This is a genomic window from Stenotrophomonas rhizophila, assembly GCF_003751305.1.
In the GTDB taxonomy this organism is placed as follows: Bacteria; Pseudomonadota; Gammaproteobacteria; order Xanthomonadales; family Xanthomonadaceae; genus Stenotrophomonas; species Stenotrophomonas rhizophila_B.
Window position 1 is genome coordinate 247,906 of record NZ_RJKV01000001.1, and the last position, 22,933, is coordinate 270,838.

A 22,933-nucleotide genomic window follows, 5' to 3' on the forward strand; every position below is an offset into this window, starting at 1 on the left:
AGATCATGAACAAGAACATCGCTCGTCTGCGTCGTGCCAAGTCGACCCGCGCCCACATCCGTGTGCTCGGCGTGCCGCGTCTGTCGGTGCTTCGCACCGGTCAGCACCTGTACGCCCAGGTCTTCACCGCCGATGGCTCCAAGGTGCTGGCGTCGGCCAACACCACCCAGGCCGACGTCAAGGAAGGCCTGAAGAATGGCAAGAACAGCGACGCCGCCGTCAAGGTTGGCAAGCTGGTCGCCGAGCGCGCCAAGGCTGCGGGTATCGAGAAGGTCGCTTTCGACCGCTCGGGATACCGCTACCACGGTCGCATCAAGGCACTGGCTGATGCAGCCCGCGAAGGCGGCCTGCAGTTCTAAGGGATAAGGAAGCGGGGCTGGTCCCCGCTTCCGCCTGCCTGCCGGCGCGGGTTGCGCCGGGCGACGTCCTTCTTCTGCAGGGGCTCTCGAATCACTGCTCCATCTCACAGCTATAAGCGGCCCTGAGCCGTACATACTCAATCAATCAAGGAATCAACATGGCAGAAGAACGTCAGCAGCGGGGTCGCGATCGCGATCGCCGCGAAGAGAAAGTCGACGACGGCATGATCGAGAAGCTGGTCGCGGTCAACCGCGTCAGCAAGACCGTCAAGGGCGGTCGCCAGTTCACCTTCACCGCACTGACCGTGGTCGGTGACGGCGCAGGCAAGGTCGGTTTCGGTTACGGCAAGGCGCGCGAAGTGCCGGTCGCCATCCAGAAGTCGATGGAGCAGGCCCGCAAGAACCTGGCCAACGTCGATCTGAACAACGGCACGTTGTGGCACCCGGTGAAGTCCGGCCACGGCGCAGCCCGCGTGTTCATGATGCCGGCCTCCGAAGGTACCGGTGTGATCGCCGGTGGTGCCATGCGCGCCGTCCTGGAAGCCGTTGGCGTCAAGAACGTGCTGGCCAAGGCCGTCGGCTCGCGCAACCCGATCAACCTGGTTCGCGCCACGCTGAAGGGTCTGAGCGAAATGCAGTCGCCGGCCCGCATCGCGGCCAAGCGCGGCAAGAAGGTGGAGGATCTCAACCATGGCTAATGACACCACCAAGACCATCAAGGTCCGTCTGGTTGGCGGCCTGCGCGGCGCCCAGGCACGTCACCGCCTGTCGGTGAAGGCGCTTGGCCTCGGCAAGCTCAATAGCGTACGTGAACTGAAGGACAGCCCGCAGGTTCGCGGTCTGATCAACAAGGTCCACTACCTCGTCAAGGTTGAGGAATAATCCAATGACCATGCATCTCAATGAACTGAGCCCGGCACCGGGCGCGCGCAAAGAGCGTACCCGCGTCGGTCGTGGTATCGGCTCCGGCCTGGGCAAGACCTGCGGCCGCGGCCACAAGGGTTCGTTCGCCCGTAAGGGTGGCGGCAAGATCAAGGCAGGCTTCGAAGGCGGCCAGACCCCGATGCAGCGTCGTCTGCCGAAGGTCGGTTTCCGTTCCAAGATCGCCAAGGACACGGCTGAAGTGCTGTCCTACCAGCTTGAGCGTCTGGAAGCTGGCGAGATCGACTTTGCCGCGCTGCGCGCTGCCAAGCTGGTCCCGAGCACCGCTAAGCGTGCCAAGATCGTCATGAAGGGTGACCTGACCAAGGCATTCACCCTGAAGGGCGTCGCAGCAACGGCCAGTGCCAAGGCCGCGATCGAAGCTGCCGGCGGCAGCGTACAGGAGTAAGACATGGCGCAAGCTGGCATTGGTAACCTCGGCGGCGGGCTCGGCAAGTTCACGGAACTCCGCCAGCGACTGCTGTTCGTCATCGGGGCATTGATCGTCTACCGCATCGGCTGTTATGTGCCGGTGCCTGGCGTCAATCCCGATGCCATGCTTGCGCTCATGCAGGCGCAGGGCGGCGGCATCGTGGACATGTTCAACATGTTCTCGGGCGGCGCCCTGCACCGTTTCAGCATTTTCGCGCTGAACGTGATGCCGTACATCTCGGCCTCCATCGTGATGCAGCTGGCGGTCCACATCTTCCCCGCATTGAAGTCGATGCAGAAGGAAGGTGAATCGGGTCGTCGCAAGATCACCCAATATTCCCGCATCGGCGCCGTGTTGCTGGCGGTGGTGCAGGGCGGCAGCATTGCGCTGGCGCTGCAGAACCAGGTCTCCCCGGGCGGTGCCCCGGTCGTCTACGCACCGGGCATGGGCTTCGTGCTCACCGCCATCGTCGCGCTGACCGCCGGTACCATCTTCCTGATGTGGGTCGGTGAGCAGGTCACCGAGCGCGGCATCGGCAACGGTGTGTCGCTGATCATCTTCGCCGGTATCGTGGCCGGCCTGCCGGGCGCGGTCATCCACACCGTGGAAGCCTACCGCGACGGCAACATGAGCTTCATCGCCCTGCTGCTGATCGTGCTGGTGGTGCTGGCCTTCACCTACTTCGTGGTGTTCGTCGAGCGCGGCCAACGCCGCATCACGGTGAACTACGCACGTCGCCAGGGTGGCCGCAACGCGTACATGAACCAGACCTCGTTCCTGCCGCTGAAGCTGAACATGGCGGGCGTGATCCCGGCCATTTTCGCCTCGAGCATCCTGGCATTCCCGACGACGCTGGCCATGTGGTCCGGCCAGGCCAGTTCGGCCACGTGGCTGCAGAAGGTTGCCAACGCCCTCGGGCCGGGCGAGCCGCTGCACATGATCGTGTTCGCTGCGCTGATCAGTGGTTTCGCGTTCTTCTACACCGCGCTGGTGTTCAACTCGCAGGAAACCGCCGACAACCTGAAGAAGTCGGGCGCGCTGATTCCGGGCATCCGCCCGGGCAAGGCCACCGCCGACTACGTGGATGCCGTACTGACCCGTCTGACGGCGGCCGGTTCGCTGTACCTGGTGATCGTCTGTCTGCTGCCGGAAATCCTGCGCACCCAGCTCGGCGCCTCGTTCTACTTCGGCGGCACCTCGCTGCTGATCGTGGTGGTGGTGGTGATGGACTTCATTGCCCAGATCCAGGCGCACCTGATGTCGCACCAGTATGAGAGCCTGTTGAAGAAGGCTAACCTGAAGGGCGGCAACCGCGGCGGTTTTGCCCGCGGCTGATTGACCTGTTACACTAGTCTTCTTGTTGCGAAGGCCCTCCGGTTCCCGGACTGGCCTTCCAAATCGAAGGGCGGCCCCTGCAGCGGTTTCGGGTGGGGGTGTGATGTGGTGGTCCTGCGCGGGAGTAGCGCGGGCGGCGGCGGGGGCAACCTCTGCAGTCAACGACATCCGGCGCCGGAGCATGGGCACACTCCCCACGCCGGGTCCATGGAACCTCACGGTTCCACGGGCTTCCAAGTAAACCGAGACCTTGATAGAATCGCTAGTTCACTTTTTTGATCCATCCTGCCGGATTGGCGCGCCCATGGTGCGCTGTCGGCCATCACTCAGCTGGAGAACCGCGTCATGGCGCGTATTGCAGGCGTCAACCTGCCAGCCCAGAAGCACGTCTGGGTCGGGTTGCAAAGCATTTACGGCATCGGCCGTACCCGTTCGAAGAAGGTCTGCGACGCCGCAGGCGTGACCTCGACCACCAAGATCCGCGATCTGTCGGAGCCGGAAATCGAGCGTCTGCGTCTCGAAGTCGGCAAGTACATCGTGGAAGGCGATCTGCGCCGTGAAATCGGTATCGCGATCAAGCGCCTGATGGACCTGGGCTGCTACCGCGGTCTGCGTCACCGTCGCGGTCTGCCGCTTCGTGGCCAGCGCACCCGTACCAACGCCCGCACCCGCAAGGGCCCGCGCAAGGCGATCAGGAAGTAAGGGACCTAAGAAATGGCTAAGCCCGTCGCTAAGACCAAGAAGAAGATCAAGCGCGTCGTCACTGACGGCGTCGCCCACGTCCATGCTTCTTTCAACAACACCATCGTGACCATCACCGACCGTCAGGGCAACGCTCTGTCGTGGGCGACCTCCGGTGGCGCTGGCTTCCGCGGTTCGCGTAAGTCCACCCCGTTCGCTGCCCAGGTGGCTGCCGAGAAGGCCGGCCGTGCCGCGCTCGACTACGGCGTCAAGTCCCTGGAAGTCCGCATCAAGGGCCCGGGTCCGGGTCGTGAGTCGGCCGTGCGCTCGCTGAACAACGTGGGCTACAAGATCACCAACATCATCGACGTGACGCCAATCCCGCACAACGGGTGCCGTCCGCCGAAGAAGCGTCGCGTCTAAAGGAGCGATAAGAAATGGCTCGTTATATCGGTCCTACCTGTAAGCTCGCCCGCCGCGAAGGCGCCGACCTTTCCCTCAAGAGCCCGGCGCGCGCGCTGGACTCCAAGTGCAAGCTGGAGCAGAAGCCCGGCCAGCACGGCGCCACTGCCCGTAAGGGCAAGCTGTCCGACTACGCTACCCAGCTGCGTGAAAAGCAGAAGGTCAAGCGTATCTACGGTCTGCTGGAGCGTCAGTTCCGCAACTACTACAAGAAGGCCTCGACCAAGAAGGGCAACACCGGCGAGAACCTGCTGCAGTTGCTGGAAACCCGTCTTGACAACGTCGTTTACCGCATGGGCTTCGCAGTGACCCGTCCGGCTGCCCGTCAGCTGGTCTCGCACCGCGGTGTCACCGTGAACGGCAAGTCGGTCAACCTGGCTTCGTACCAGGTCAAGGCTGGCGACGCCGTCGCTCTGTCCGAGAAGGCTGCCAAGCAGCTGCGCGTCCAGGAAGCCCTGACCGTGTCTGCCACGCATGACCTGCGTCCGTCGTGGGTTGAAGTGGATTCCGGCAAGTTCGCCGGCATCTTCAAGGCCGTGCCGGATCGTTCGGACCTGCCTGCGGATATCAACGAAGCGCTGATCGTCGAGTTGTATTCGAAGTAATTCACATTGGAGAACCTCCGGGTCACACCGGAGGTTCGCAGGAGAACCCGCAACATGACGGTTACCGCCAACCAGGTTCTGCGTCCTCGCGGTCCGCAGATCGAACGCCTTACCGATACCCGCGCCAAGGTCGTCATCGAACCCTTGGAGCGTGGTTACGGGCATACGCTGGGCAACGCCCTGCGTCGCGTGCTGCTGTCGTCCATCCCGGGCTTCGCCATCACCGAAGTGGAAATCGATGGCGTACTGCACGAGTACACCACGCTTGAAGGCTTGCAGGAGGACGTGCTGGAAGTCCTGCTCAACCTGAAGGATGTGGCCATCCGCATGCATACCGGTGACAACGCTACGCTGTCGCTGTCCAAGCAGGGTCCGGGTGTCGTGACCGCTGCCGATATCAAGATCGACCATAACACCGAGATCCTCAATCCGGATCATGTGATCTGCCATCTCACCAAGGATGTGGCGATCAACATGCGTCTGAAGGTCGAGCGCGGTTTCGGCTATCAGCCGGCTGCTGCTCGTCGTCGTCCGGATGAAGAAACCCGTGCCATCGGCCGTCTGGTTCTGGACGCCTCGTTCTCGCCGGTCCGTCGCGTCGCCTATTCGGTGGAAGCGGCCCGCGTTGAACAGCGTACCGATCTGGACAAGCTGGTGCTGGACATCGAAACCAACGCCACGATCGATGCCGAGGAAGCCGTGCGCACTGCCGCCGACATCCTCAGCGATCAGCTGTCGGTCTTCGGTGACTTCACCCACCGCGACCGCGGTGCAGTCAAGCCGGCCAACAACGGCGTGGATCCGGTGCTGCTGCGCCCGATCGACGACCTGGAACTGACCGTGCGTTCGGCCAACTGCCTCAAGGCAGAGAGCATCTATTACATCGGCGATCTGATCCAGAAGACCGAAGTGGAGCTGCTCAAGACCCCGAACCTCGGCAAGAAGTCGCTGACCGAGATCAAGGAAGTCCTCGCACAGCGCGGTCTTTCGCTCGGCATGAAGCTGGAGAACTGGCCGCCGGCCGGTGTCGCCCAGCACGGCATGCTCGGCTGATCCAGCGCTACGCAAGATGCTTGACCCCGCACCTTCGGGTGCGGGGGCTTCACCGGCAACACCCCGCACCGACAGGTCGATAGCCTGCGGTGACGGCCAGCCAGGACGGCTGGCACCGGACCATCCGCAGTCCAAGCAACAACGCCAGGATGGCGACAGCGATATCCAACCGATCCAACATTCACTTCAGGAATCACCGTCATGCGTCATATGAAGTCCGGTCGTAAGTTCAACCGCACCAGCGCCCACCGCGAAGCAATGTTCAAGAACATGGCCGCGTCGCTGTTCAAGCACGAGCTGATCAAGACCACCCTGCCGAAGGCCAAGGAACTGCGCCGCGTTGCTGAGCCGCTGATCACCCTGGCCAAGGTTGATTCGGTTGCCAACCGTCGTCTGGCGTTCGCTCGCCTGCGTGACAACGAAGCCGTCGGCAATCTGTTCACCACCCTGGGCCCGCGTTACGCGACCCGTCCGGGCGGTTACCTGCGTCTGCTGAAGTGCGGTTTCCGCGCTGGCGACAATGCGCCGATGGCCTATGTTGAGCTGGTCGATCGTCCGGCTGCTGTGGCTGAAGCCGTCGAAGAGTAATCTTCGAGCTACACCCGTTATTCGGTGAAGAACCCGGCCTTGTGCCGGGTTTTTCCGTTTCTGGGGGTTGATAAGGGCCACGGCCACGGCCAAGGCCAAGGCCAAGGCCAAGGCCAAGGCAAGAGCATGGCGCTGCGGGTGAGGGGGGGGCGTCGTCGCGCGTGGGTTGGCGGGACACGCCGTAAATCCGTCCATGGAGGCTCATGTCGCGCCATCCATGGCGCTCATGGTCCCGCCAACCCACCCGCGCCAACGCCTGCACACATGGTCGGTGCGCATGGGGGCAAAGCGGAGGCTGCGCGCGGCATAGGTAGAGCCGGCCGTTGGCCGGCTGCGTGGCGGCGGGTCGCGGCCCTGTTAATCTTGGCGCCTGGACTTTCACGAGTGTTGGCAATGAATCCATTGCGTTGGAGTTTCCGCGCCCAGTTCCTGTTGGGGTTTCTGGTCTGCGCGGCACTGTTGGGGTATGCGATCTTCCTGCAGTTGAAGATGGGGCTGGAGCCGTGTCCGTTGTGCATTTTCCAGCGGATTGCGTTCGCGGCGCTGGGGCTGCTGTTCCTGATCGGGGCGCTGCATGGTCCGCGGGATCCGGCCGGGCGGAAGACGTATGGGGTGCTGGCCTTCATCGCGGCCGCGGTCGGTATCGGTATTGCCGGTCGGCATGTGTATGTGCAGTTGCTGCCGCAGGACATGGGCTCGAGCTGTGGGCCGCCGCTGAGTTTCCTCAGTGAGACGATGGGACCGTTCGAGGTGTTCCGCACCGTGCTGACCGGTACCGGCAACTGCGGCAACATCGATTGGCAGTTCCTGGGCCTGACGATGCCGATGTGGAGTTTGGTGTGGTTCGCGGCCTTGGCGGTGTGGGCGCTGGTGACGGCGTTCCGTTCGCGTCGTCGCCACTGAGGCGTTTCTCAACTCAGTGACCTCGGCCTGGCCACGCAACGCGTGCCAGGCCGGGTGCTGCGATCAGGTCTGGATGCTCTTGTGATGTGATCCAGTGGCAGGGCTTCCTCGCGAAGCTCAGAAGTCCTGCTGCAGGCTGAGGTAGGCGCCGCGGCGGGGACCCCACTGCGGGGCGAAGACGCCGATGCCGCCGCCGTCGCGCAGTTGGTAGCTGCGATCCAGTGCGTTGACCAGGGCGAGCTGCGCGTGCAGCGGGTGGCCGCTGTCGGCGTTGAAGTCGTGGCCGGCGCTGAGGTTGAGCTGCAGGTAGGCGGGGAGCTCGCCGCCGTTGGGGATGCCCTCGGCATCCGAGCGCAGGCCGCTGCCGAAGACGTAGTCCGCGCCCAGGCGGTTGTGGCCGGCGAAGGCGTAGCTGATACCGCCCGATGAGGTCAGTTTCTGGTCGTGGTCCAGATGGATCCAGTTGTTCTGGACGTAGGCCAGTGCCTCGGGATCCAGGTTGTACTGACCGGTGATGACCTGCTTGCCCGTGGCCTTGTTGTAGGCGGCGTTGACGTAGGCGCTGAGCGGGCCGTTGCTGTAGTCGGCACTGAACTCCACGCCGTGGATGTGGCCGAGGCGATAGTTGAACGTCGAGTAGATGTAGGCGGCGCCGAACTGGCCTTCGTCCTGCAGGCGGTCGACCTTGCGGTCGTAGGCGTCCAGGCCCAGGGTGAGGTGTTCGCCCAGCTGCTGGGAGACGCCGATGTCGTAGTAGTCGCTGCGCTCGGACAGCGGCGTGGTGCTGCCTCCGGCCGGTTGCTGGTTGGTGGTGCCGTCGTAGAGTGCGATGTCGCTGCTGGCCACCAGTTCGCTGGCCGGCGGGGTGAAGTAGCGCGAGTACCCGGCGTGCACGGTGGTGCTGTCGGTGGCGTTCCAGACCACGCCCACCCGCGGGCTGAGCTGGCCTTCAGTGCCACCGAACGCCTTGTAGCGGTCGCCGCGCAGGCCGTAGTTCACGGTCCAGTCGTCGCCGAGGCGCCATTCGTCCTGCAGATAGACCGCGGTGGTGGTGGCGTTGAAGGCACTCGCCTCCGGAATGCGCAGTGGCGTGGTGCTGGCCTGTCGGCCGTCGGCGTCGACCGGGAACACCCAGGTGTTGCTGCCGGCGCGGGCGTGTTCGGCGTTGACGTACAGGCCATAGCGCACGGTGTGGTTGCCGCCCAGCGGGGTGGAGAAATCGGCCTGCACGGTGTTGGCGCGGTTGCTGCGCTCCACCTGTGAGGCGACGCCGTTGAAGATCAGATCGCCAGCCAGGTCCGGGTTGAAGGACAGGTCGCTGTAGCGCTGCCCGGCCGAGACCTGGTAGGCGGTGTTGCCCAGCGCGCCCTGCAGCACCAGCATGCCGAAGCGGGTGGTCTCGCGCTGGGTTTCGTCCAGCGCGGCGGAGTCCGCAGTGACCGTATCCAGGTAGCCGAACTGCGGGGTCTGGCCGGGGTTGACCGGGATCTGGAAGCGATTGTTGGAGAACCCGGCGAACAGGCTCAGGCGCGTGTCGTCGTTGACCAGATAGGTCAGGTCGGCGAACGCCTTGCCCTGGTGGGTGTCATCGTGGTCCGGCGTACGCGAGGCGGTGGGGTTTTCCATGCCGACCTGATTCTGGTCGTAGTTGCCGGTCAGATACCAGCTCCAGCGGCCCTGGCTGCCCCACCACGAGGCGTTGGGATTGACCTTGCCGTAGGAGCCGGCAGTGAGGCCGGCGCTGCCGCCATTGCCCAGCTCGGCGCCGCTGCGGGTGGTGATGTCCACCACGGCGGCGGTGCGCTCGCCGAACTGCGCCGGCAGCGCCCCGTCCATCAGGCGGATGCTCTTGATCGCGCGGGCATCCAGGGTCTGGCCGAAGCCGGAGATCGATTCGGGCAGCAGGACGCCGTTGAGGCGGTACTGGAGGTTGGCGTGGTCGCCGCGCACGTGGACACCGCCGTAGGAGTCCTGGACCACGCCCGGGGCCTGCAGCAGCACCTGGTTCAACGGGGTGGAGGCGCCCAGTGGCAGGTTCTGGATGTCTTCGGCGGTGATCTGGTACTGGCTGCTGCCGATATCCGGCGACAGCGCATTGCGCGCCTGGTCGAGTTTGGCGCTGACCGTGACCGCATCCAGATCGGTCACCGCAGGGGCGGCGCTGGCGGGGGTGGCGGCGAGGGCGGGCAGGCCGGTCAGGGCCAGGGAAACAGCAATACCGGTAGCAAGCAGGGAGGGCTTCATGAGGATGGCTTGGCTGGGCGATGGGAGGAGGGGCCGGCCTGGCAAGTGTTACTCCGTAACAAATCATGCGCCTGTCCGATGCCGCTGGACCATGCGCGATCTGGCCGATCGCGGTGTCCTTTCTTCAGCGTTCAGCCTGCGGGCATGTGCCCGCCCCTTTGCGCCGGGGGCGCGCTCTGCGACCATGACCGGCCCCACACCCCGGAAGTCCGTGATGAGCCTGTCCGCCCCGCCTGTAGCCGATTCCGCCGCGACCGCTGTCGACGCTTGGTCGCCGGAGAGCTGGCGTGGCAAGCCGGCGCTGCAGATGCCGACCTACCCGGACCCGCTGGCGCTGGATGCCGCCTTGCACGAGCTCAAGCGGCTGCCGCCGCTGGTAACCTCCTGGGAGATCCTGGCGCTCAAGCAGCAGCTGGCCGATGCCCAGGAAGGCAAGCGCTTCCTGCTGCAGGGCGGTGACTGCGCGGAGAACTTCAGCGACTGCGAATCCACCACCATCTCCAACCGGCTCAAGGTGCTGCTGCAGATGAGCCTGGTGCTGGTGCACGGCATGCGCAAGCCGGTGATCCGGGTCGGGCGTTTCGCCGGGCAGTACGCCAAGCCGCGCTCGGCCGATACCGAAACCCGCGACGGCCTGACCCTGCCGAGCTACCGCGGCGATGTGATCAATGCGCCGGAGTTCACCGAGGCCGCCCGCCTGCCGGACCCGCGCCGGATGCTGCAGGCGCATGCGCACTCGGCGATGACGATGAACTTCGTGCGGGCGCTGATCGATGGCGGCTTCGCCGATCTGCACCATCCCGAATACTGGAACCTGGAGTGGGTGCGGCACTCGCCGCTGGCCGCCGATTACCAGAAGATGGTGTCCTCGATCGGCGATGCGGTGCGTTTCATGGAAACGCTGTCCGGCACGCAGGTGTACAACCTCAACCGGATCGATTTCTACACCTCGCACGAAGCGCTGCTGCTGCCCTACGAGCAGGCGTTGACCCGCCAGGTGCCGCGCCAGCAGGGCTGGTTGAACCTGAGCACGCATTACCCGTGGATCGGCATGCGCACCGCGGCCCTCGATGGCGCGCACGTGGAGTATCTGCGTGGCGTGCGCAACCCGATCGCAATCAAGGTGGGCCCGTCGGTGCAGCCGGATCAGCTGCTGCGCCTGATCGACGTGCTCAACCCCGAGGACGAGCCGGGCCGCCTGAGCTTCATCCACCGCATGGGGGCGGCCCAGATCGCCGAGAAGCTGCCGCCGCTGTTGAACGCGGTGAAGCGCGATGGCCGGCGCGTGCTGTGGGTGTGCGATGCGATGCATGGCAACACCGAGAGCACCAGCAACGGCTACAAGACGCGTCGTTTCGACAACGTGCGCGGCGAGGTCGAGATGTCCTTCGACCTGCACGCCGCGGCCGGCACGCGGCTGGGCGGCGTGCATCTGGAGCTGACCGGTGAGGATGTGACCGAATGCACCGGTGGCGCGCGTGAGCTGACCGAGCGCGATCTGGAGCGTGCCTACCGTTCCTCGGTGGATCCGCGCCTGAACTACGAGCAGTCGCTGGAAATCGCGATGGCGATCGTGCGCAAACAGGCGCACTACGCCGACTGATACCGGTGCGTGTCCTCGACACGCACCTTACATTCGCCTGACACCATGGTCATGGTGGCACCGGCATGCTGTGCACTTCCTTGCGAAGAACACAGGAGCGTGCAGTGACCGTGGACTGGCAGCAGGCAGCGCTGTATCTATGGCCGATCTCGATCGCCCTGGCGATCGGGATCAGCGGCTGGTGGTTGTTGATGGCGTTGACGCGGCGGCTGAAAGACCGCGACTACCGCCGCGCCCGCATCGCGCGCGTGATCAGCCGACCGCTGGCGTTCGCCCTGCCGCTGCTGCTGTTGATTCCCGCACTCGAAGCGACGCCGCTGCAGGAACACCGGCTTGAACAGGCGCTGCGGCTGCTGCACATCGGTGTGACCGGCTGCGTCATCTGGCTGCTGGTGCGGGCCGTGGCCGCGGGCGAGCAGGCGATCCTGCGCGACCATCCGATGGAGGTGGCCGACAACCTCGAGGCACGCCGCATCCAGACCCAGACCCGGGTGCTGAGTCGCGTGCTGATGGGCGCGATCATCCTGGTGGGCGTCTCGCTGATCCTGCTCACCTTCCCGATGGTGCGCCAGATCGGCACCGCGCTGCTGGCCTCGGCCGGCATCATCGGCCTGGTCGCCGGTATCGCGGCCAAGCCGGTGTTCGGCAACCTGATCGCCGGCCTGCAGATCGCCTTGACCCAGCCGATCCGGCTGGACGATGTGGTGATCGTCGAGGGCGAATGGGGTCGGGTGGAAGAGATCAACAGCAGCTACGTGGTGGTGCGGATCTGGGATGCGCGGCGCATGGTGGTGCCATTGACCTGGTTCATCGAACACCCGTTCCAGAACTGGACCCGGCGCAGCGCCGATCTGCTCGGCACCGCCTTCCTGTGGCTGGATTACACCGCGCCGATCCCGGCGATCCGCGCCGAACTGGAGCGCATCTGCAAAGGCGAGGCGCTGTGGGATGGCCAGGTCTGCGTGACCCAGGTGACCGAGACCAGCGAGCACACCCTGCAGGTGCGTCTGCTGGTGAGCGCCCGCAACTCCGGCGATGCCTTCGATCTGCGCTGCATCGTGCGCGAACGCATGCTCGATTTCCTCGCGCGCGAACATCCTCAGTCGTTGCCGCGCACCCGCGCCGAGCTCAATCAGGAGGTCGCGCCGACGCGCCGCGCGCGTTCGCAGCCGGCCGAGGACGTGCGCTCGCCCGGTGCCGAAGATGGTGAGCCGGCGGTCCTGCCAGACCCGGGTGACGCATCCCGGTAATGCCGGCCAGCGGCCGGCACTACCAACGCGGGGCGTACGTTATCGGGTAGGTACCGACCGTTGGTCGGTACACGCCCCTCAGGGCGCGACGCCGTTCGTCAGCAGGCTGTCGGTCTGGAACCGCGGGGGGCGACGCGCGCGGGTGCGCTGCTCGTAGGCGTAGCCCAGTTCGATCAGCCGTGGCTCGCTCCAGGCGGTACCCATGAACAGCAGTCCCAGCGGCAGCCCGTTCACGTGTGCCATCGGCACGGTCAGGCTGGGGTACCCCGCCACCGCGGCCGCGCTGTAACTCTCACCCGGGAAGTCATCGCCGCGGCCGGGCCGGATCGGCCAGGCCGCCCCGGTGGTCGGTGCCACCAGCGCATCGAGGTTCTGCTCGCGCAGCACCGCATCGATGCCGTCCGGACCGGCCAACCGGCGGGCATCGCTGCGCGCGCGGATGTACTCCGGGCTGCCAAGGCCGCCCATGGTGGCGGCGGTGTCCATCAGGTCCTGATCGAACAGCGCCAGCTCCTTGCCTGCATGCTGCCGGTTCCACGCGATGACGTCGTCCAGCGTGCGCACCGGCGCCTGGTAGGTGGTGAAGTAGCGCTGCAGCCCAGCCTTGAACTCATGCATCAGCACGATCTGCTCAGCCTCCTGCCACTGGCCCTGGGTCGGCAACTGCACCGGCACCACGGTCGCGCCCGCGTCGCGCAGCACGGCGACCGCATGCTGCAGGGCCGGGGCGATGCCCGGCTTCTGCACCAGGTCGCCATACAGCACGCCGATCCGCGCACCGCGCAGGCCATCGGCGTTCAAGCGTGAGGTGTAGTCGTACACGGCGCGTCCGGGCATGGTCGCGGTGGCCGGGTCGGCTTCGTCACGTCCGGCGATGGCGGTCAGCAGGGCCGCCGCATCGGCCACACTGCGCGTCATCGGGCCGGCAGTGTCCTGGCTGAAGGAGATCGGGATGATGCCTTCGCGGCTGACCAGTCCCACGGTTGGCTTCAATCCGACCACGCCGTTGACCGCGGCCGGGCAGACGATGCTGCCATCGGTTTCGGTGCCGATCGCGGCCACCGCCAGATTGGCCGAGACCGCCACCGCGCTGCCGCTGCTGGAGCCGCACGGGTTGTGGCTGAGCCGGTAGGGATTGCGCGTCTGGCCGCCGCGCGCGCTCCAGCCGGAGATCGATTGGCTGGAGCGGAAGTTGGCCCACTCACTGAGGTTGGTCTTGCCCAGGATCAGCGCACCGGCCGCGCGCAGCCGCTTGACCAGGAACGCATCGTCGGGGCGGAAGCCTTCCAGGGCCAGCGAGCCGGCGGTGGTATTCATCGGGCTGGCCCCGATGTTGTCCTTGAGCAGCAGCGGGATGCCGTGCAGCGGGCCGCGCAGCTGCCCTTGGCGGCGCTCGGCGTCCAGCTGGGCGGCCTCGCGCAGCGCATCGGGATTGAGCTCGATCACCGCACGCAGGCGCGGGCCGGCCCGGTCGAGGCGGGCGATCCGCTCCAGGTAGGCGCGGGTCAGGGTGACGCTGTCCAGCTCGCCGCTGGCCATGCGCGCTTGCAGCGCGCTGATGTCGGCCTCGGCATAGGCGAATGGCAGCGCTGCGGTCGGTGAGGGCGTGGGCGATTCGCGGGCATGCAGGGGCGCCGGGCCCGGGCTGCAGCCGGCCAGTGCGATGAGCATCAATGACGTCAGTGTCAGGCGCATGCCTGTTCCCCCGAACCGGCCGACAGGCTAACCAGCACAGGCGGCGCTTGGCAACTCAAGCCGCGTTGGCGATCGTGCCGTGGCGTTTTCGGATGTCGCGGGCGAGTACGCCGACCACGATCAGATTGATTACCAGCACCGACCACGAGGCCCAGCCCGGATGGCGGAGGATGGCGTAGATATCGAACGGCAGGTAGATGCCGGCGGTGACGCAGCCCAGCCAGGAGGCCCAGGCTTTGGCGCGCCAGAGGCCCCAGGCCTCGAACAGGTGCAGGACGCCGTAGGCGACCATCGCAGCAGCCGCCAGATGCACTGCATCGGGGCTGATCATGTTGAGCAGCGAGGGCAGGGTGCCGTGATCCGGGTCCAGGCTGAACCGGCGGATCAAGGCATTGACCGCATCGCGCAGGGGCTGCGGACCGAGCATTTCCAGCCCGGTCGCAGCCAATAGCGCCAGAACCGCCTTGCTGGCTTCCAGCAAGGCGATCAGGTGAAGCCCCGGATGCTTGTGAGGATCCGGGTTGTAGGGCTTGTCGATCACGACAATGGGTCCGATCAGCCGCCGCGCGAGGCCTTCTTGCGGTCGCTTTCGGTCAGGCCCTTCTTGCGAAGGCGGATTTCCTTCGGGGTGATCTCGACCAGCTCGTCGTCTTCGATGAAGTCCAGGGCCTGCTCCAGCGAGTACTTGATCGCCGGGGTCAGCTGGATCGCATCGTCCTTGCCCGAGGCGCGCATGTTGGTCAGCGGCTTGGTCTTGATCGCGTTGACGGTCAGATCGTTGTCCTTGGAGTGGATGCCGACCAGCTGGCCTTCATACACGTTGTCGCCTTCAGCAGCGAACAGCTTGCCGCGTTCCTGCAGCGGGCCCAGGGAGTACGCCGGGGTGGCACCCGGGGCATTGGCGATCATCACGCCGTTCTGGCGCTTGGCGATCGAACCCTGTTCCTTCGGACCGTAATGGTCGAACACATGGAACAGCAGGCCCGAACCCTGGGTCAGTGTCTTGAACTCGTTCTGGAAACCGATCAGGCCACGGGCCGGGATCTGGTATTCCAGACGCACACGGCCCTTGCCGTCCGGCTCCATGTTCTTCAGCTGGCCCTTGCGGGTGCCCAGCTTTTCCATGACGCCGCCCTGGTGCTGTTCTTCGATGTCCACCACCAGCTGCTCGATCGGCTCCATGGCCTGGCCGTCGATCTGCTTGATGATCACTTCCGGACGCGACACGGCCAGCTCGTAGCCTTCACGACGCATGTTCTCGATCAGCACCGACAGATGCAGTTCGCCACGGCCGGAGACCAGGAACTTGTCGGCGTCTTCCAGCTGTTCCACCTTCAGGGCCACGTTGTGGACCTGCTCGCGGTCCAGACGGTCCTTGATCTGGCGGCTGGTCAGGAACTTGCCACCGGACAGGTCCTTGTTGCCGGCGAACGGCGAGTTGTTGACCTGGAAGGTCATCGAGATCGTCGGTTCATCGACGGTCAGCGCCGGCAGTGCTTCCGGGGTATCCGGGTGGCACAGGGTGTCGGAGATGGTCAGTTCCGGAATACCGGAGATGGCGACGATGTCGCCGGCCTCGGCGGTGTCCTGCTCGATGCGCTCCAGGCCCAGGAAGCCCAGCACCTGCGCGACCTTGCCGTTGCGCTTCTTGCCTTCACGATCGATGACCGCGACCTGCATGTTCTTCTTCAGGGTGCCGCGCTGCACGCGGCCGATGCCGATCACGCCCACGAAGTTGTTGTAGTCCAGCTGGCTGATGCGCATCTGGAACGGACCTTCCGGGTCCACTTCCGGCATCGGCGCGTGCTGCATGATCGCTTCGTACAGCGGGGTCATGTCGCCGTCGCGCACGGTGTCTTCCAGGCCAGCATAGCCGTTCAGGGCCGAGGCGTAGACGATCGGGAAGTCCAGCTGCTCATTGGTGGCGCCGAGCTTGTCGAACAGGTCGAAGACCTGGTCGATCACCCAATCCGGACGCGAGCCCGGACGGTCGACCTTGTTGACCACGACGATCGGCTTGAAGCCCATCGCGAAGGCCTTCTGGGTGACGAAGCGGGTCTGCGGCATCGGGCCGTCCATCGCGTCGACGAGGATCAGCACGGTGTCGACCATCGACAGCACGCGCTCCACTTCGCCGCCGAAGTCGGCGTGTCCCGGGGTGTCGACGATGTTGATCCGGTTCTTGATACCGGTCTTCTTGTCTTCCCAGGTGATGGCCGTGTTCTTGGCCAGGATGGTGATGCCGCGTTCCTTTTCCTGGTCATTGCTGTCCATCACGCGCTCGGCGAGCACGGTGCGCTCGGAGAGGGTGCCGGACTGCTTGAGCAGCTGGTCGACGAGGGTGGTCTTACCGTGGTCGACGTGGGCGACGATGGCGATGTTGCGAAGATTTTCGATAGACATGCGAAAGGGGGCCAGTCGGCGCCGGATTTGGAAAAAGAAGTCCAACATTATACGGCCAAGATGACCAATCGCGAAAAGTACGTCGCAAGCCTTGCCGGACGGGCATTCAGGTAGTGCCGGCCGCTGGCCGGCAACCCCATGATCTCCGGCAGGTTCTGCCTGGCTGCCGGCCAACGGCCGGCACTACCGTCCTCCTTTTTGCAGGCCGCCCGCATACCACGGGTGTATCCTATGGGGCTAACGACAAACCCCCGTACCCCAAGGATTTGCATGTCCCTCATCGCCACTTTCGACACCACCCAGGGCCCGATCAAGGTCGAGCTGTTCGCCGACAAGGCCCCGCTGACGGTCGCCAACTTCGTCAACCTGGTCAAGCACGGCTTCTATGACGGCCTGGTCTTCCACCGCGTGATCCCGGACTTCATGATCCAGGGCGGCTGCCCCAAGGGCCAGGGCACCGGCGGCCCGGGCTACAAGTTCGAAGATGAAAAGAATGGCGTGAAGCACCAGGTCGGTTCGCTGTCGATGGCCAATGCCGGCCCGAACACGAACGGCAGCCAGTTCTTCATCACCCACATCAAGACCGATTGGCTGGACGGCAAGCACACCGTGTTCGGTCAGGTGCTCGACGGCCAGGCCATCGTGGACTCGGTCAAGCAGGGCGACGTGATCCATTCGATCACCCTGGAAGGCGACACCGACGCCGTGCTGGCCGCCCAGGCCGAGCGCGTGGCGGAGTGGAACAAGCTCATCCCCAGCGCCTGATCCGATCCCGACGGCCCCCTGTGAAGGGGGCCGTTTTTACGATTCTTAGCAGAGGAAATCCCCATGAAAGCACCTGTTCGTGTTGCCGTGACCGGCGCCGCCGGCCAGATCGGCTACGCCCTGCTGTTCCGCATCGCCTCCGGCGACATGCTGGGCAAGGACCAGCCGGTCATCCTGCAGCTGCTCGAGCTGCCGGTCGACAAGGCCCAGGCCGCCCTGCGCGGCGTGATGATGGAACTGGAAGACTGCGCCTTCCCGCTGCTGGCCGGCATGGTCGGTACCGATGACGCCGAAGTGGCCTTCAAGGATGCCGACATCGCCCTGCTGGTCGGCGCGCGTCCGCGCGGCCCGGGCATGGAGCGCAAGGATCTGCTGCTGGAAAACGCCAAGATCTTCACCGCCCAGGGCGCGGCGCTGAACAAGGTCGCCAAGCGTGACGTCAAGGTGCTGGTGGTCGGCAACCCGGCCAACACCAACGCCTACATCGCCATGAAGTCGGCACCGGATCTGAACCCGCGCAACTTCACCGCCATGCTGCGCCTGGACCACAACCGTGCGCTGAGCCAGCTGTCGACCAAGCTCGGCAAGCCGGTCGGTGGCATGGAGAAGCTGATCGTGTGGGGCAACCACAGCCCGACCATGTACCCGGATTACCGTTTCGCCACCGCCGAGGGTGCCTCCATCGCCGAGGCGATCAACGACCAGGAATGGAACGCCTCCACCTTCATTCCGACCGTGGGCAAGCGCGGCGCGGCGATCATCGAAGCCCGTGGCTCGTCCTCGGCGGCCTCGGCGGCCAATGCCGCCGTCGACCACATCCGTGACTGGGTGCTGGGCAGCAACGGCAAGTGGGTCACCATGGGTGTGCCGTCCGACGGCTCCTACGGCATCCCGGAAGGCGTGATCTTCGGCTTCGCGGTCACCACCGAGAACGGCGAGTACACCCTGGTCAAGGATCTGCCGGTCGACGACTTCAGCCAGAAGTACATCGACAAGACCCTGGCCGAGCTGGAAGAAGAGCGCTCCGGCGTCGCCCACCTGCTGGGTTGATCGCACGCCATGACAGTTGCCGGCCGTTGGTCGGTGCCTGATGGAAGAAACGCCGGGCATTGCCCGGCGTTTTTTTTGGTCTCCCTACGACCAAGGTCGTGCGGTCGGCCAACGGCCATCGGACTATGCTCGATCCCATGACTTTGTCTGGGAGGGCTGTCATGCGTTACGAAGATGTCTATCGACGTTCGGTCGATGAACCCGAGGCGTTCTGGGGCGAAGAGGCCCATCGCATCTATTGGCATACCCCGCCGCAGCAGATCCTCGACTACAGCAACCCGCCGTTCCGGCGCTGGTTCGTCGGCGGGGAAACCAACCTCTGCTACAACGCGGTGGACCGCCATCTGGTCGACCGTCCCGACCAGCTCGCCCTTGTCGCCATCTCCAGTGAAACCGGTGTTACCCGCGAGATCACCTACCGTGAGCTGCACCGCGAAGTGAATGCCTTCGCCGCCGTGCTGCAGCGGCTGGACGTGCAGCGTGGCGACCGCGTGGTGATCTACATGCCGAACATGGCCGAAGCGGTGTTCGCGATGCTGGCCTGCGCACGCATCGGGGCGATCCACTCGGTGGTGTTCGGCGGTTTCGCCGCGCACAACCTGGCACTGCGCATCGATGACGCCGAACCGAAGCTGTTGATCGCCGCCGACGCCGGCAAGCGCGGCGGCAAAGTGATTCCCTACAAGGCGATGGTCGATGCCGCCTGCGCCGAAGCCGCTTCGCCGCCACCGCACGTGCTGATCGTCTCGCGCGGTCTGGACCCGGCCGAGCCGAAGGTGCCCGGTCGCGACGTCGATTACGCCACGCTGCGTGCCGAGGTAGGTGACCAGGATGTACCGGTGGTGTGGCTGGAATCCAGTGAGCCGAGCTATCTGCTCTACACCTCCGGCACCACCGGCAAGCCGAAGGGCGTACAGCGTGATGTCGGCGGCTACGCAGTAGCGATGGCGCAGTCGATGGAGACGGTGTTCGACTGCAAGCCCGGCCAGGTGATGTTCTCCACCTCGGATGTGGGCTGGGCGGTCGGGCATTCCTACAACGTCTACGGCCCACTGATCGGCGGCTGCACCTCGCTGCTGTACGAAGGGCTGCCGACCCATCCGGACCCGGGCATCTGGTGGGCGCTGTGCGAACAGTACGGCGTGCGCACGCTGTTCTCCTCGCCGACCGCGATCCGCGTGCTCAAGAAGCACGATGCCGATTTCATCCGCCGCCACGATCTGGAAGCACTGAAGTACGTGTTCCTCGCCGGCGAACCGCTCGATGAGCCGACCGCGCACTGGATCAACGATGCACTCGGCAAGCCGATCATCGACAACTACTGGCAGACCGAAACCGGCTGGCCGGCACTGACCCTGCTGCCGGGCGTGGACATGAAACCGGTGCGCTTCGGCTCGCCCGGTTTCCCGAACCTCGGCTACCGGATGAAGGTCATCGACGAGAACACCGGCGAGACCGTCGCGCCGGGGCAGAAGGGCGTGCTGGTGATGATCCCGCCGCTGCCGCCGGGCTGCATGACCACGGTCTGGAAGGACGACGCGCGCTTCATCCAGAGTTACTTCAGCCACTTCAAGGAACTGCTGTACAGCTCGCTGGACTGGGCGATCCAGGACGAAGACGGCTACACCTTCATCCTCGGCCGCACCGACGATGTCATCAACGTGGCCGGGCACCGCCTGGGCACGCGGGAGATCGAAGAATGCATCGCCGGCCATCCGCTGGTGGCCGAGGCCGCCGTGATCGGGGTCAAGGACGAACTCAAGGGCCAGGTGCCGCTGGTATTCGTCACCCTCAAGCAGGCCCTGCAGGGCGACGGCAGTGCCGTGGCGGCCGAGATGATGCAGCGGGTGACCAATACCCTGGGCGCGGTCGCGCGGCCGGCGCACATCCATATCGTCAACGCGCTGCCCAAGACGCGTTCGGGCAAGCTGCTGCGGCGCTCGCTGCAGGCGCTGGCGGAGGAACGTGATCCGGGTGATCTGTCGACTCTGGACGACCCGTCCGCACTGGACGAGATCCGGCGCGCGCTGGGTTCCTAGGGCGCCAATAACCGCCTGCGCTCCCCGGGCCCGCCCTCTTCGGAGAGGCGGGCCTTTTCATGTCCGCCGCGCGCCGGCCGGCCCGTGCTGCAGCGCATTACAGCCGATGCGGAGGCTCGGGTAAGCTGCGCAGGTGATCGTTGCAAGGGGGCGCGCACGTAGCGGCGAACGGCCGGTGCCACGCGCGGTAATGCACCACGTGAAGGGGGGAGTACATGGCGTACATTCATGCCAAGACGGCCGCTGGCCGTCAGGAAATCGAGGATCGTGCGCGGCGCCTGCCGCCGGCGCTGCGTTCCATGCTGCTGATGGTCGATGGTCAGCGCGATGACACCGTGTTGACCGCTCTGCTGCCGGGCCTGCGCGCACCGGACGATGCGCTGGCGCAGCTGTCGGCAATGGGCTTGATCGAGATCGTCGGTGGCAGCGCCGCACCGGTGGTCGCCACGGCGCTGACTGCCGGGCGCGAGCAGGATCCGGAGCTGTACAAGCGGCTGTATGACTGGATGAGCGAATCGGTGCGCAGACACCTCGGTCTGAAGGGGTATTTCATGCAGTTGAAAGTCGAGCGCTGCACCGATGCCGGCGGCCTGGAAAAGCTGTGGCCGGACATGGCCGCCGCGATCAGCAAGGCGAAAAGCCCGGCACTGGCCAACCGCTGGCTTGAAGAAACGCACGCGCTGCTGCACACCGAGGCCGTGATCGCCTGAGGCGATACGTCGACGGCAGCCAGGCAGCACGCTGTTTAGAATGCGTGCTGTTTCGTGTGCGGGAGAATAGCGATGGTGGATGAGATCGAGGACGACGGCGCCCCTGGGTGGGAGGCCATCGATGCCGCGTTGAAGGCGGTGTATCCCACGCAGGCGCCGCAGCATTACGGCCCGGTGTTGCGGTCGCTGCTGGGGGGTGAGGATCCGCTGGACGGCATCAGCGCGTACTGGAACGATGCCCCGCTGCCGCACTGGCATTTCCTCAGCTATGGCTTCTCCGAGCTGTATGAAAAAGAGAGCGATGATCCGGCCACCAGTGGCTACGGCTTCGAACTGAGCTTCCGGATTGTCGCCGCGGCGGGCAGCGAGCCACCGCCGTGGGCGATGAACTTCCTGCAGAACCTGGCGCGCTACGTGTTCGCCAATGGCAAGGTGTTCCAGCAGGGTCACTACCTCAACGCAGGCGGGCCGATCGCCGCCGACACCGATACGCTGCTGCGGCACGTCGCCTTCATGCGCGACCCGCAGCTGCCGCCGCGCGAGACGCCCAACGGTTCGCTGGAATTCCTGCAGGTGATCGGGCTGACCGATGACGAGATGGAGGCGGTGAAGCGCTGGTCGACCACGGGCGTGCTCGAGGCGCTGCTGCCGAAGATGCCGCTGTGGATCACTGATATCGCGCGTGACTCGCTGCTGGACGATCCCGCACTGGCTGCCGCGGTCGCCGAAGGTGCGGCGCGCGAGGGCTCGCAAACGGCCTATCTGTTCCTGGAAAAGCTGGGCGGGTCGGTGCAGGGCGAGGGCGATGCGCAGCAGGTGAGCGTGACCCTGGGCGCGCGCCAGGTGGAATCGCTGCTCGCGTTGCTGCCGGCGCGGTTGCTGTTCGGCCAGCCATTGACGCTGGTCGGCAACGATCGGCAGATCACGCTGTCGCCGGCGGCCGTCAATGCGCTGGTGGTCGAGGGCGATGCGCTGGACTGCCAGTTGGCGCCGGCCACGGTGCAGGCACTGGTCGCCACGGTCCTGCCACGCCGTGGCACCTATGCGATCCCGGGTTGGCCGGCGCTGCAGGTGGTGGTGGAGCCGAGCGAACTGCGCGATGCCGAGGGCACTGTGCTGCGTACGATCGGGTAGAGCCACGCCATGCGTGGCTCCTTGTCCGGCCGGACGCGTGTGTTCTGGCCGGACCGCCTGCAGCCACCCATGGGGTGGCTCTACAGGAGGCCTTCGGCCTTCAGTACCGCCAGCACGCCGGCATCGGCGTCCATCCGCTGCTTGAAGGCAGCGATGTTGTCCAGGCCGCTCAGGTCGATCTTCGCGCCCGCGGCCCAGCGCAGGGTGATGTAGAAGTACGGGTCGGCGAAGCTGCGGAACCCAGCCAGCCAGGGGCGGTCGGCCAACTGTGCATCTGCGCGCTCGAACAGGCCGCGCAGGCGCTTGCGGGCGGTGGCGCGGAGCGCGTCGTACTGGGTGTCATCTTCGATGAAGGTGCCCGGCCCGAACAGCGGCTTGAATGCCGGGTGCAGGTCCGAGTTGACGAAGGACAGCCAACGGGTGGCTTCGGCGCGCTGCTTGGGGCTGCCGTCACCGGTCAGGCCGGCCTGCGGGTAGGTATCGGCGATGTAGCCCAGGATGGCCGCGTTCTGGGTCAGCACGAAATCACCATCGACGACGGCCGGAACCGAGCCGGCCGGATTGATGGCCAGGAAGGCGGGGGCCTTCAGGGTGTCCTTGTCGAGCAGTTCCACCTCGAACGGCTGGCCGGTCCACTGCAGGGCGATGTGGTCGGCGGTGGAGCAGGCTCCGGGCTTGCTGTACAGCTTCATGGGAACTC

General features: G+C 65.4%; 23 protein-coding genes. 18 read left to right on the forward strand and 5 right to left on the reverse strand.

The features are described 5' to 3' along the window. Positions 1–5: 5 nt before the first annotated feature. From rplR to EDF74_RS01160, 11 genes are all read left to right on the forward strand, one after another. Positions 6–359, forward strand: a complete 354-nt coding sequence (rplR, locus tag EDF74_RS01110) for a 50S ribosomal protein L18 (RefSeq protein WP_123728451.1) — start codon at positions 6–8, stop codon at positions 357–359. Between the two features lie 158 nt (positions 360–517). After that, entirely contained in the window at positions 518–1,057 is a 540-nt protein-coding gene (gene rpsE, locus EDF74_RS01115) for a 30S ribosomal protein S5 (protein ID WP_121042884.1), read from the forward strand. Beyond that, positions 1,050–1,241 carry a 50S ribosomal protein L30 gene (gene rpmD / locus EDF74_RS01120; protein WP_121042886.1) on the forward strand — a complete coding sequence of 64 codons (192 nt, stop codon included), beginning with the start codon at positions 1,050–1,052 and terminating at the stop codon, positions 1,239–1,241. Before rpsE ends, rpmD begins: the two co-directional genes overlap by 8 nt. A 4-nt stretch (positions 1,242–1,245) precedes the next feature. After that, positions 1,246–1,689, forward strand: a complete 444-nt coding sequence (gene rplO, locus EDF74_RS01125; RefSeq protein WP_019186161.1) for a 50S ribosomal protein L15 — start codon at positions 1,246–1,248, stop codon at positions 1,687–1,689. A 3-nt stretch (positions 1,690–1,692) separates the two neighbouring features. After that, positions 1,693–3,048 (forward strand): preprotein translocase subunit SecY, encoded by a 1,356-nt coding sequence (secY, locus tag EDF74_RS01130; RefSeq protein WP_019186162.1) that lies wholly within the window; start codon positions 1,693–1,695, stop codon positions 3,046–3,048. Positions 3,049–3,393: 345 nt separating this feature from the next. Then, positions 3,394–3,750, forward strand: coding sequence for a 30S ribosomal protein S13 (gene rpsM / locus EDF74_RS01135; RefSeq protein WP_019186163.1), 357 nt, complete (start codon positions 3,394–3,396; stop codon positions 3,748–3,750). Positions 3,751–3,762: 12 nt separating this feature from the next. Continuing rightward, a complete protein-coding gene (gene rpsK, locus EDF74_RS01140) occupies positions 3,763–4,152 on the forward strand; it encodes a 30S ribosomal protein S11 (RefSeq protein WP_017355427.1) in 390 nt (129 codons plus the stop codon). Between the two features lie 14 nt (positions 4,153–4,166). After that, entirely contained in the window at positions 4,167–4,796 is a 630-nt protein-coding gene (rpsD, locus tag EDF74_RS01145) for a 30S ribosomal protein S4 (RefSeq protein WP_019186164.1), read from the forward strand. Between the two features lie 54 nt (positions 4,797–4,850). Further along, the gene (locus EDF74_RS01150) at positions 4,851–5,849 is read left to right on the forward strand and encodes a DNA-directed RNA polymerase subunit alpha (protein ID WP_123728452.1); all 999 of its coding nucleotides are present in this window, start codon (positions 4,851–4,853) and stop codon (positions 5,847–5,849) included. Positions 5,850–6,050: 201 nt separating this feature from the next. Next, on the forward strand, positions 6,051–6,437 hold the full coding sequence (gene rplQ / locus EDF74_RS01155; protein ID WP_123728453.1) for a 50S ribosomal protein L17: 387 nt from the start codon (positions 6,051–6,053) through the stop codon (positions 6,435–6,437). Positions 6,438–6,830: 393 nt separating this feature from the next. After that, positions 6,831–7,340: a disulfide bond formation protein B gene (locus EDF74_RS01160; RefSeq protein WP_123728454.1), complete on the forward strand. Its 510-nt coding sequence runs from the start codon at positions 6,831–6,833 to the stop codon at positions 7,338–7,340. 117 nt (positions 7,341–7,457) lie between these two features. On the opposite strand, the gene EDF74_RS01165 is transcribed toward EDF74_RS01160, so the two are convergent. Further along, positions 7,458–9,584, reverse strand: a complete 2,127-nt coding sequence (locus EDF74_RS01165; protein WP_123728455.1) for a TonB-dependent receptor — start codon at positions 9,582–9,584, stop codon at positions 7,458–7,460. A gap of 214 nt (positions 9,585–9,798) precedes the next feature. Between EDF74_RS01165 and EDF74_RS01170 the strand changes: the two genes are divergently transcribed. Further along, positions 9,799–11,187, forward strand: coding sequence for a class II 3-deoxy-7-phosphoheptulonate synthase (locus EDF74_RS01170; protein WP_123728456.1), 1,389 nt, complete (start codon positions 9,799–9,801; stop codon positions 11,185–11,187). A 65-nt stretch (positions 11,188–11,252) separates the two neighbouring features. Then, positions 11,253–12,437 (forward strand): mechanosensitive ion channel family protein, encoded by a 1,185-nt coding sequence (locus tag EDF74_RS01175; RefSeq protein ID WP_184997005.1) that lies wholly within the window; start codon positions 11,253–11,255, stop codon positions 12,435–12,437. Positions 12,438–12,515: 78 nt separating this feature from the next. Here the strand turns inward: EDF74_RS01175 and EDF74_RS01180 are convergent, their stop codons facing one another. The 3 genes from EDF74_RS01180 to typA are packed head-to-tail and all read right to left on the reverse strand — an operon-like array spanning position 12,516 to position 16,535. After that, a complete protein-coding gene (locus tag EDF74_RS01180; protein WP_123728457.1) occupies positions 12,516–14,132 on the reverse strand; it encodes an amidase in 1,617 nt (538 codons plus the stop codon). Positions 14,133–14,187: 55 nt separating this feature from the next. Further along, positions 14,188–14,673, reverse strand: coding sequence for a DUF2127 domain-containing protein (locus tag EDF74_RS01185; RefSeq protein WP_121042900.1), 486 nt, complete (start codon positions 14,671–14,673; stop codon positions 14,188–14,190). Between the two features lie 14 nt (positions 14,674–14,687). Next, the gene (gene typA, locus EDF74_RS01190) at positions 14,688–16,535 is read right to left on the reverse strand and encodes a translational GTPase TypA (protein WP_121042902.1); all 1,848 of its coding nucleotides are present in this window, start codon (positions 16,533–16,535) and stop codon (positions 14,688–14,690) included. A 270-nt stretch (positions 16,536–16,805) separates the two neighbouring features. Here typA and EDF74_RS01195 point away from each other — a divergent pair, with 270 nt between their 5' ends. From EDF74_RS01195 to EDF74_RS01215, 5 genes are all read left to right on the forward strand, one after another. Further along, positions 16,806–17,300 (forward strand): peptidylprolyl isomerase, encoded by a 495-nt coding sequence (locus EDF74_RS01195; protein ID WP_121042904.1) that lies wholly within the window; start codon positions 16,806–16,808, stop codon positions 17,298–17,300. Between the two features lie 63 nt (positions 17,301–17,363). Then, a complete protein-coding gene (locus EDF74_RS01200; protein WP_121042906.1) occupies positions 17,364–18,350 on the forward strand; it encodes a malate dehydrogenase in 987 nt (328 codons plus the stop codon). A gap of 161 nt (positions 18,351–18,511) precedes the next feature. Then, complete coding sequence (gene prpE / locus EDF74_RS01205) at positions 18,512–20,389, forward strand: propionate--CoA ligase (RefSeq protein WP_123728458.1); 1,878 nt, start codon at positions 18,512–18,514, stop codon at positions 20,387–20,389. A 215-nt stretch (positions 20,390–20,604) separates the two neighbouring features. After that, complete coding sequence (locus EDF74_RS01210) at positions 20,605–21,099, forward strand: hypothetical protein (protein ID WP_123728459.1); 495 nt, start codon at positions 20,605–20,607, stop codon at positions 21,097–21,099. A 72-nt stretch (positions 21,100–21,171) separates the two neighbouring features. Beyond that, the gene (locus EDF74_RS01215; RefSeq protein ID WP_123728460.1) at positions 21,172–22,233 is read left to right on the forward strand and encodes a suppressor of fused domain protein; all 1,062 of its coding nucleotides are present in this window, start codon (positions 21,172–21,174) and stop codon (positions 22,231–22,233) included. Positions 22,234–22,313: 80 nt separating this feature from the next. Here EDF74_RS01215 and EDF74_RS01220 read toward each other — a convergent pair whose 3' ends face one another. Further along, positions 22,314–22,925 carry a glutathione S-transferase N-terminal domain-containing protein gene (locus EDF74_RS01220; protein ID WP_123728461.1) on the reverse strand — a complete coding sequence of 204 codons (612 nt, stop codon included), beginning with the start codon at positions 22,923–22,925 and terminating at the stop codon, positions 22,314–22,316. Between the last annotated feature and the right edge of the window lie 8 nt (positions 22,926–22,933).

Excerpts from the sequence above, each read along its gene's own strand:
- rplR (WP_123728451.1), top strand. The coding sequence starts at position 6 with ATGAACAAGAACATCGCTCGTCTGCGTCGTGCCAAGTCGACCCGCGCC.
- rpsE (WP_121042884.1), top strand. The coding sequence starts at position 518 with ATGGCAGAAGAACGTCAGCAGCGGGGTCGCGATCGCGATCGCCGCGAA.
- rpmD (WP_121042886.1), top strand. The coding sequence starts at position 1,050 with ATGGCTAATGACACCACCAAGACCATCAAGGTCCGTCTGGTTGGCGGC.
- rplO (WP_019186161.1), top strand. The coding sequence starts at position 1,246 with ATGACCATGCATCTCAATGAACTGAGCCCGGCACCGGGCGCGCGCAAA.
- secY (WP_019186162.1), top strand. The coding sequence starts at position 1,693 with ATGGCGCAAGCTGGCATTGGTAACCTCGGCGGCGGGCTCGGCAAGTTC.
- rpsM (WP_019186163.1), top strand. The coding sequence starts at position 3,394 with ATGGCGCGTATTGCAGGCGTCAACCTGCCAGCCCAGAAGCACGTCTGG.
- rpsK (WP_017355427.1), top strand. The coding sequence starts at position 3,763 with ATGGCTAAGCCCGTCGCTAAGACCAAGAAGAAGATCAAGCGCGTCGTC.
- rpsD (WP_019186164.1), top strand. The coding sequence starts at position 4,167 with ATGGCTCGTTATATCGGTCCTACCTGTAAGCTCGCCCGCCGCGAAGGC.
- EDF74_RS01150 (WP_123728452.1), top strand. The coding sequence starts at position 4,851 with ATGACGGTTACCGCCAACCAGGTTCTGCGTCCTCGCGGTCCGCAGATC.
- rplQ (WP_123728453.1), top strand. The coding sequence starts at position 6,051 with ATGCGTCATATGAAGTCCGGTCGTAAGTTCAACCGCACCAGCGCCCAC.
- EDF74_RS01160 (WP_123728454.1), top strand. The coding sequence starts at position 6,831 with ATGAATCCATTGCGTTGGAGTTTCCGCGCCCAGTTCCTGTTGGGGTTT.
- EDF74_RS01165 (WP_123728455.1), bottom strand. The coding sequence starts at position 9,584 with ATGAAGCCCTCCCTGCTTGCTACCGGTATTGCTGTTTCCCTGGCCCTG.
- EDF74_RS01170 (WP_123728456.1), top strand. The coding sequence starts at position 9,799 with ATGAGCCTGTCCGCCCCGCCTGTAGCCGATTCCGCCGCGACCGCTGTC.
- EDF74_RS01175 (WP_184997005.1), top strand. The coding sequence starts at position 11,253 with ATGCTGTGCACTTCCTTGCGAAGAACACAGGAGCGTGCAGTGACCGTG.
- EDF74_RS01180 (WP_123728457.1), bottom strand. The coding sequence starts at position 14,132 with ATGCGCCTGACACTGACGTCATTGATGCTCATCGCACTGGCCGGCTGC.
- typA (WP_121042902.1), bottom strand. The coding sequence starts at position 16,535 with ATGTCTATCGAAAATCTTCGCAACATCGCCATCGTCGCCCACGTCGAC.
- EDF74_RS01195 (WP_121042904.1), top strand. The coding sequence starts at position 16,806 with ATGTCCCTCATCGCCACTTTCGACACCACCCAGGGCCCGATCAAGGTC.
- EDF74_RS01200 (WP_121042906.1), top strand. The coding sequence starts at position 17,364 with ATGAAAGCACCTGTTCGTGTTGCCGTGACCGGCGCCGCCGGCCAGATC.
- prpE (WP_123728458.1), top strand. The coding sequence starts at position 18,512 with ATGCGTTACGAAGATGTCTATCGACGTTCGGTCGATGAACCCGAGGCG.
- EDF74_RS01210 (WP_123728459.1), top strand. The coding sequence starts at position 20,605 with ATGGCGTACATTCATGCCAAGACGGCCGCTGGCCGTCAGGAAATCGAG.
- EDF74_RS01215 (WP_123728460.1), top strand. The coding sequence starts at position 21,172 with ATGGTGGATGAGATCGAGGACGACGGCGCCCCTGGGTGGGAGGCCATC.
- EDF74_RS01220 (WP_123728461.1), bottom strand. The coding sequence starts at position 22,925 with ATGAAGCTGTACAGCAAGCCCGGAGCCTGCTCCACCGCCGACCACATC.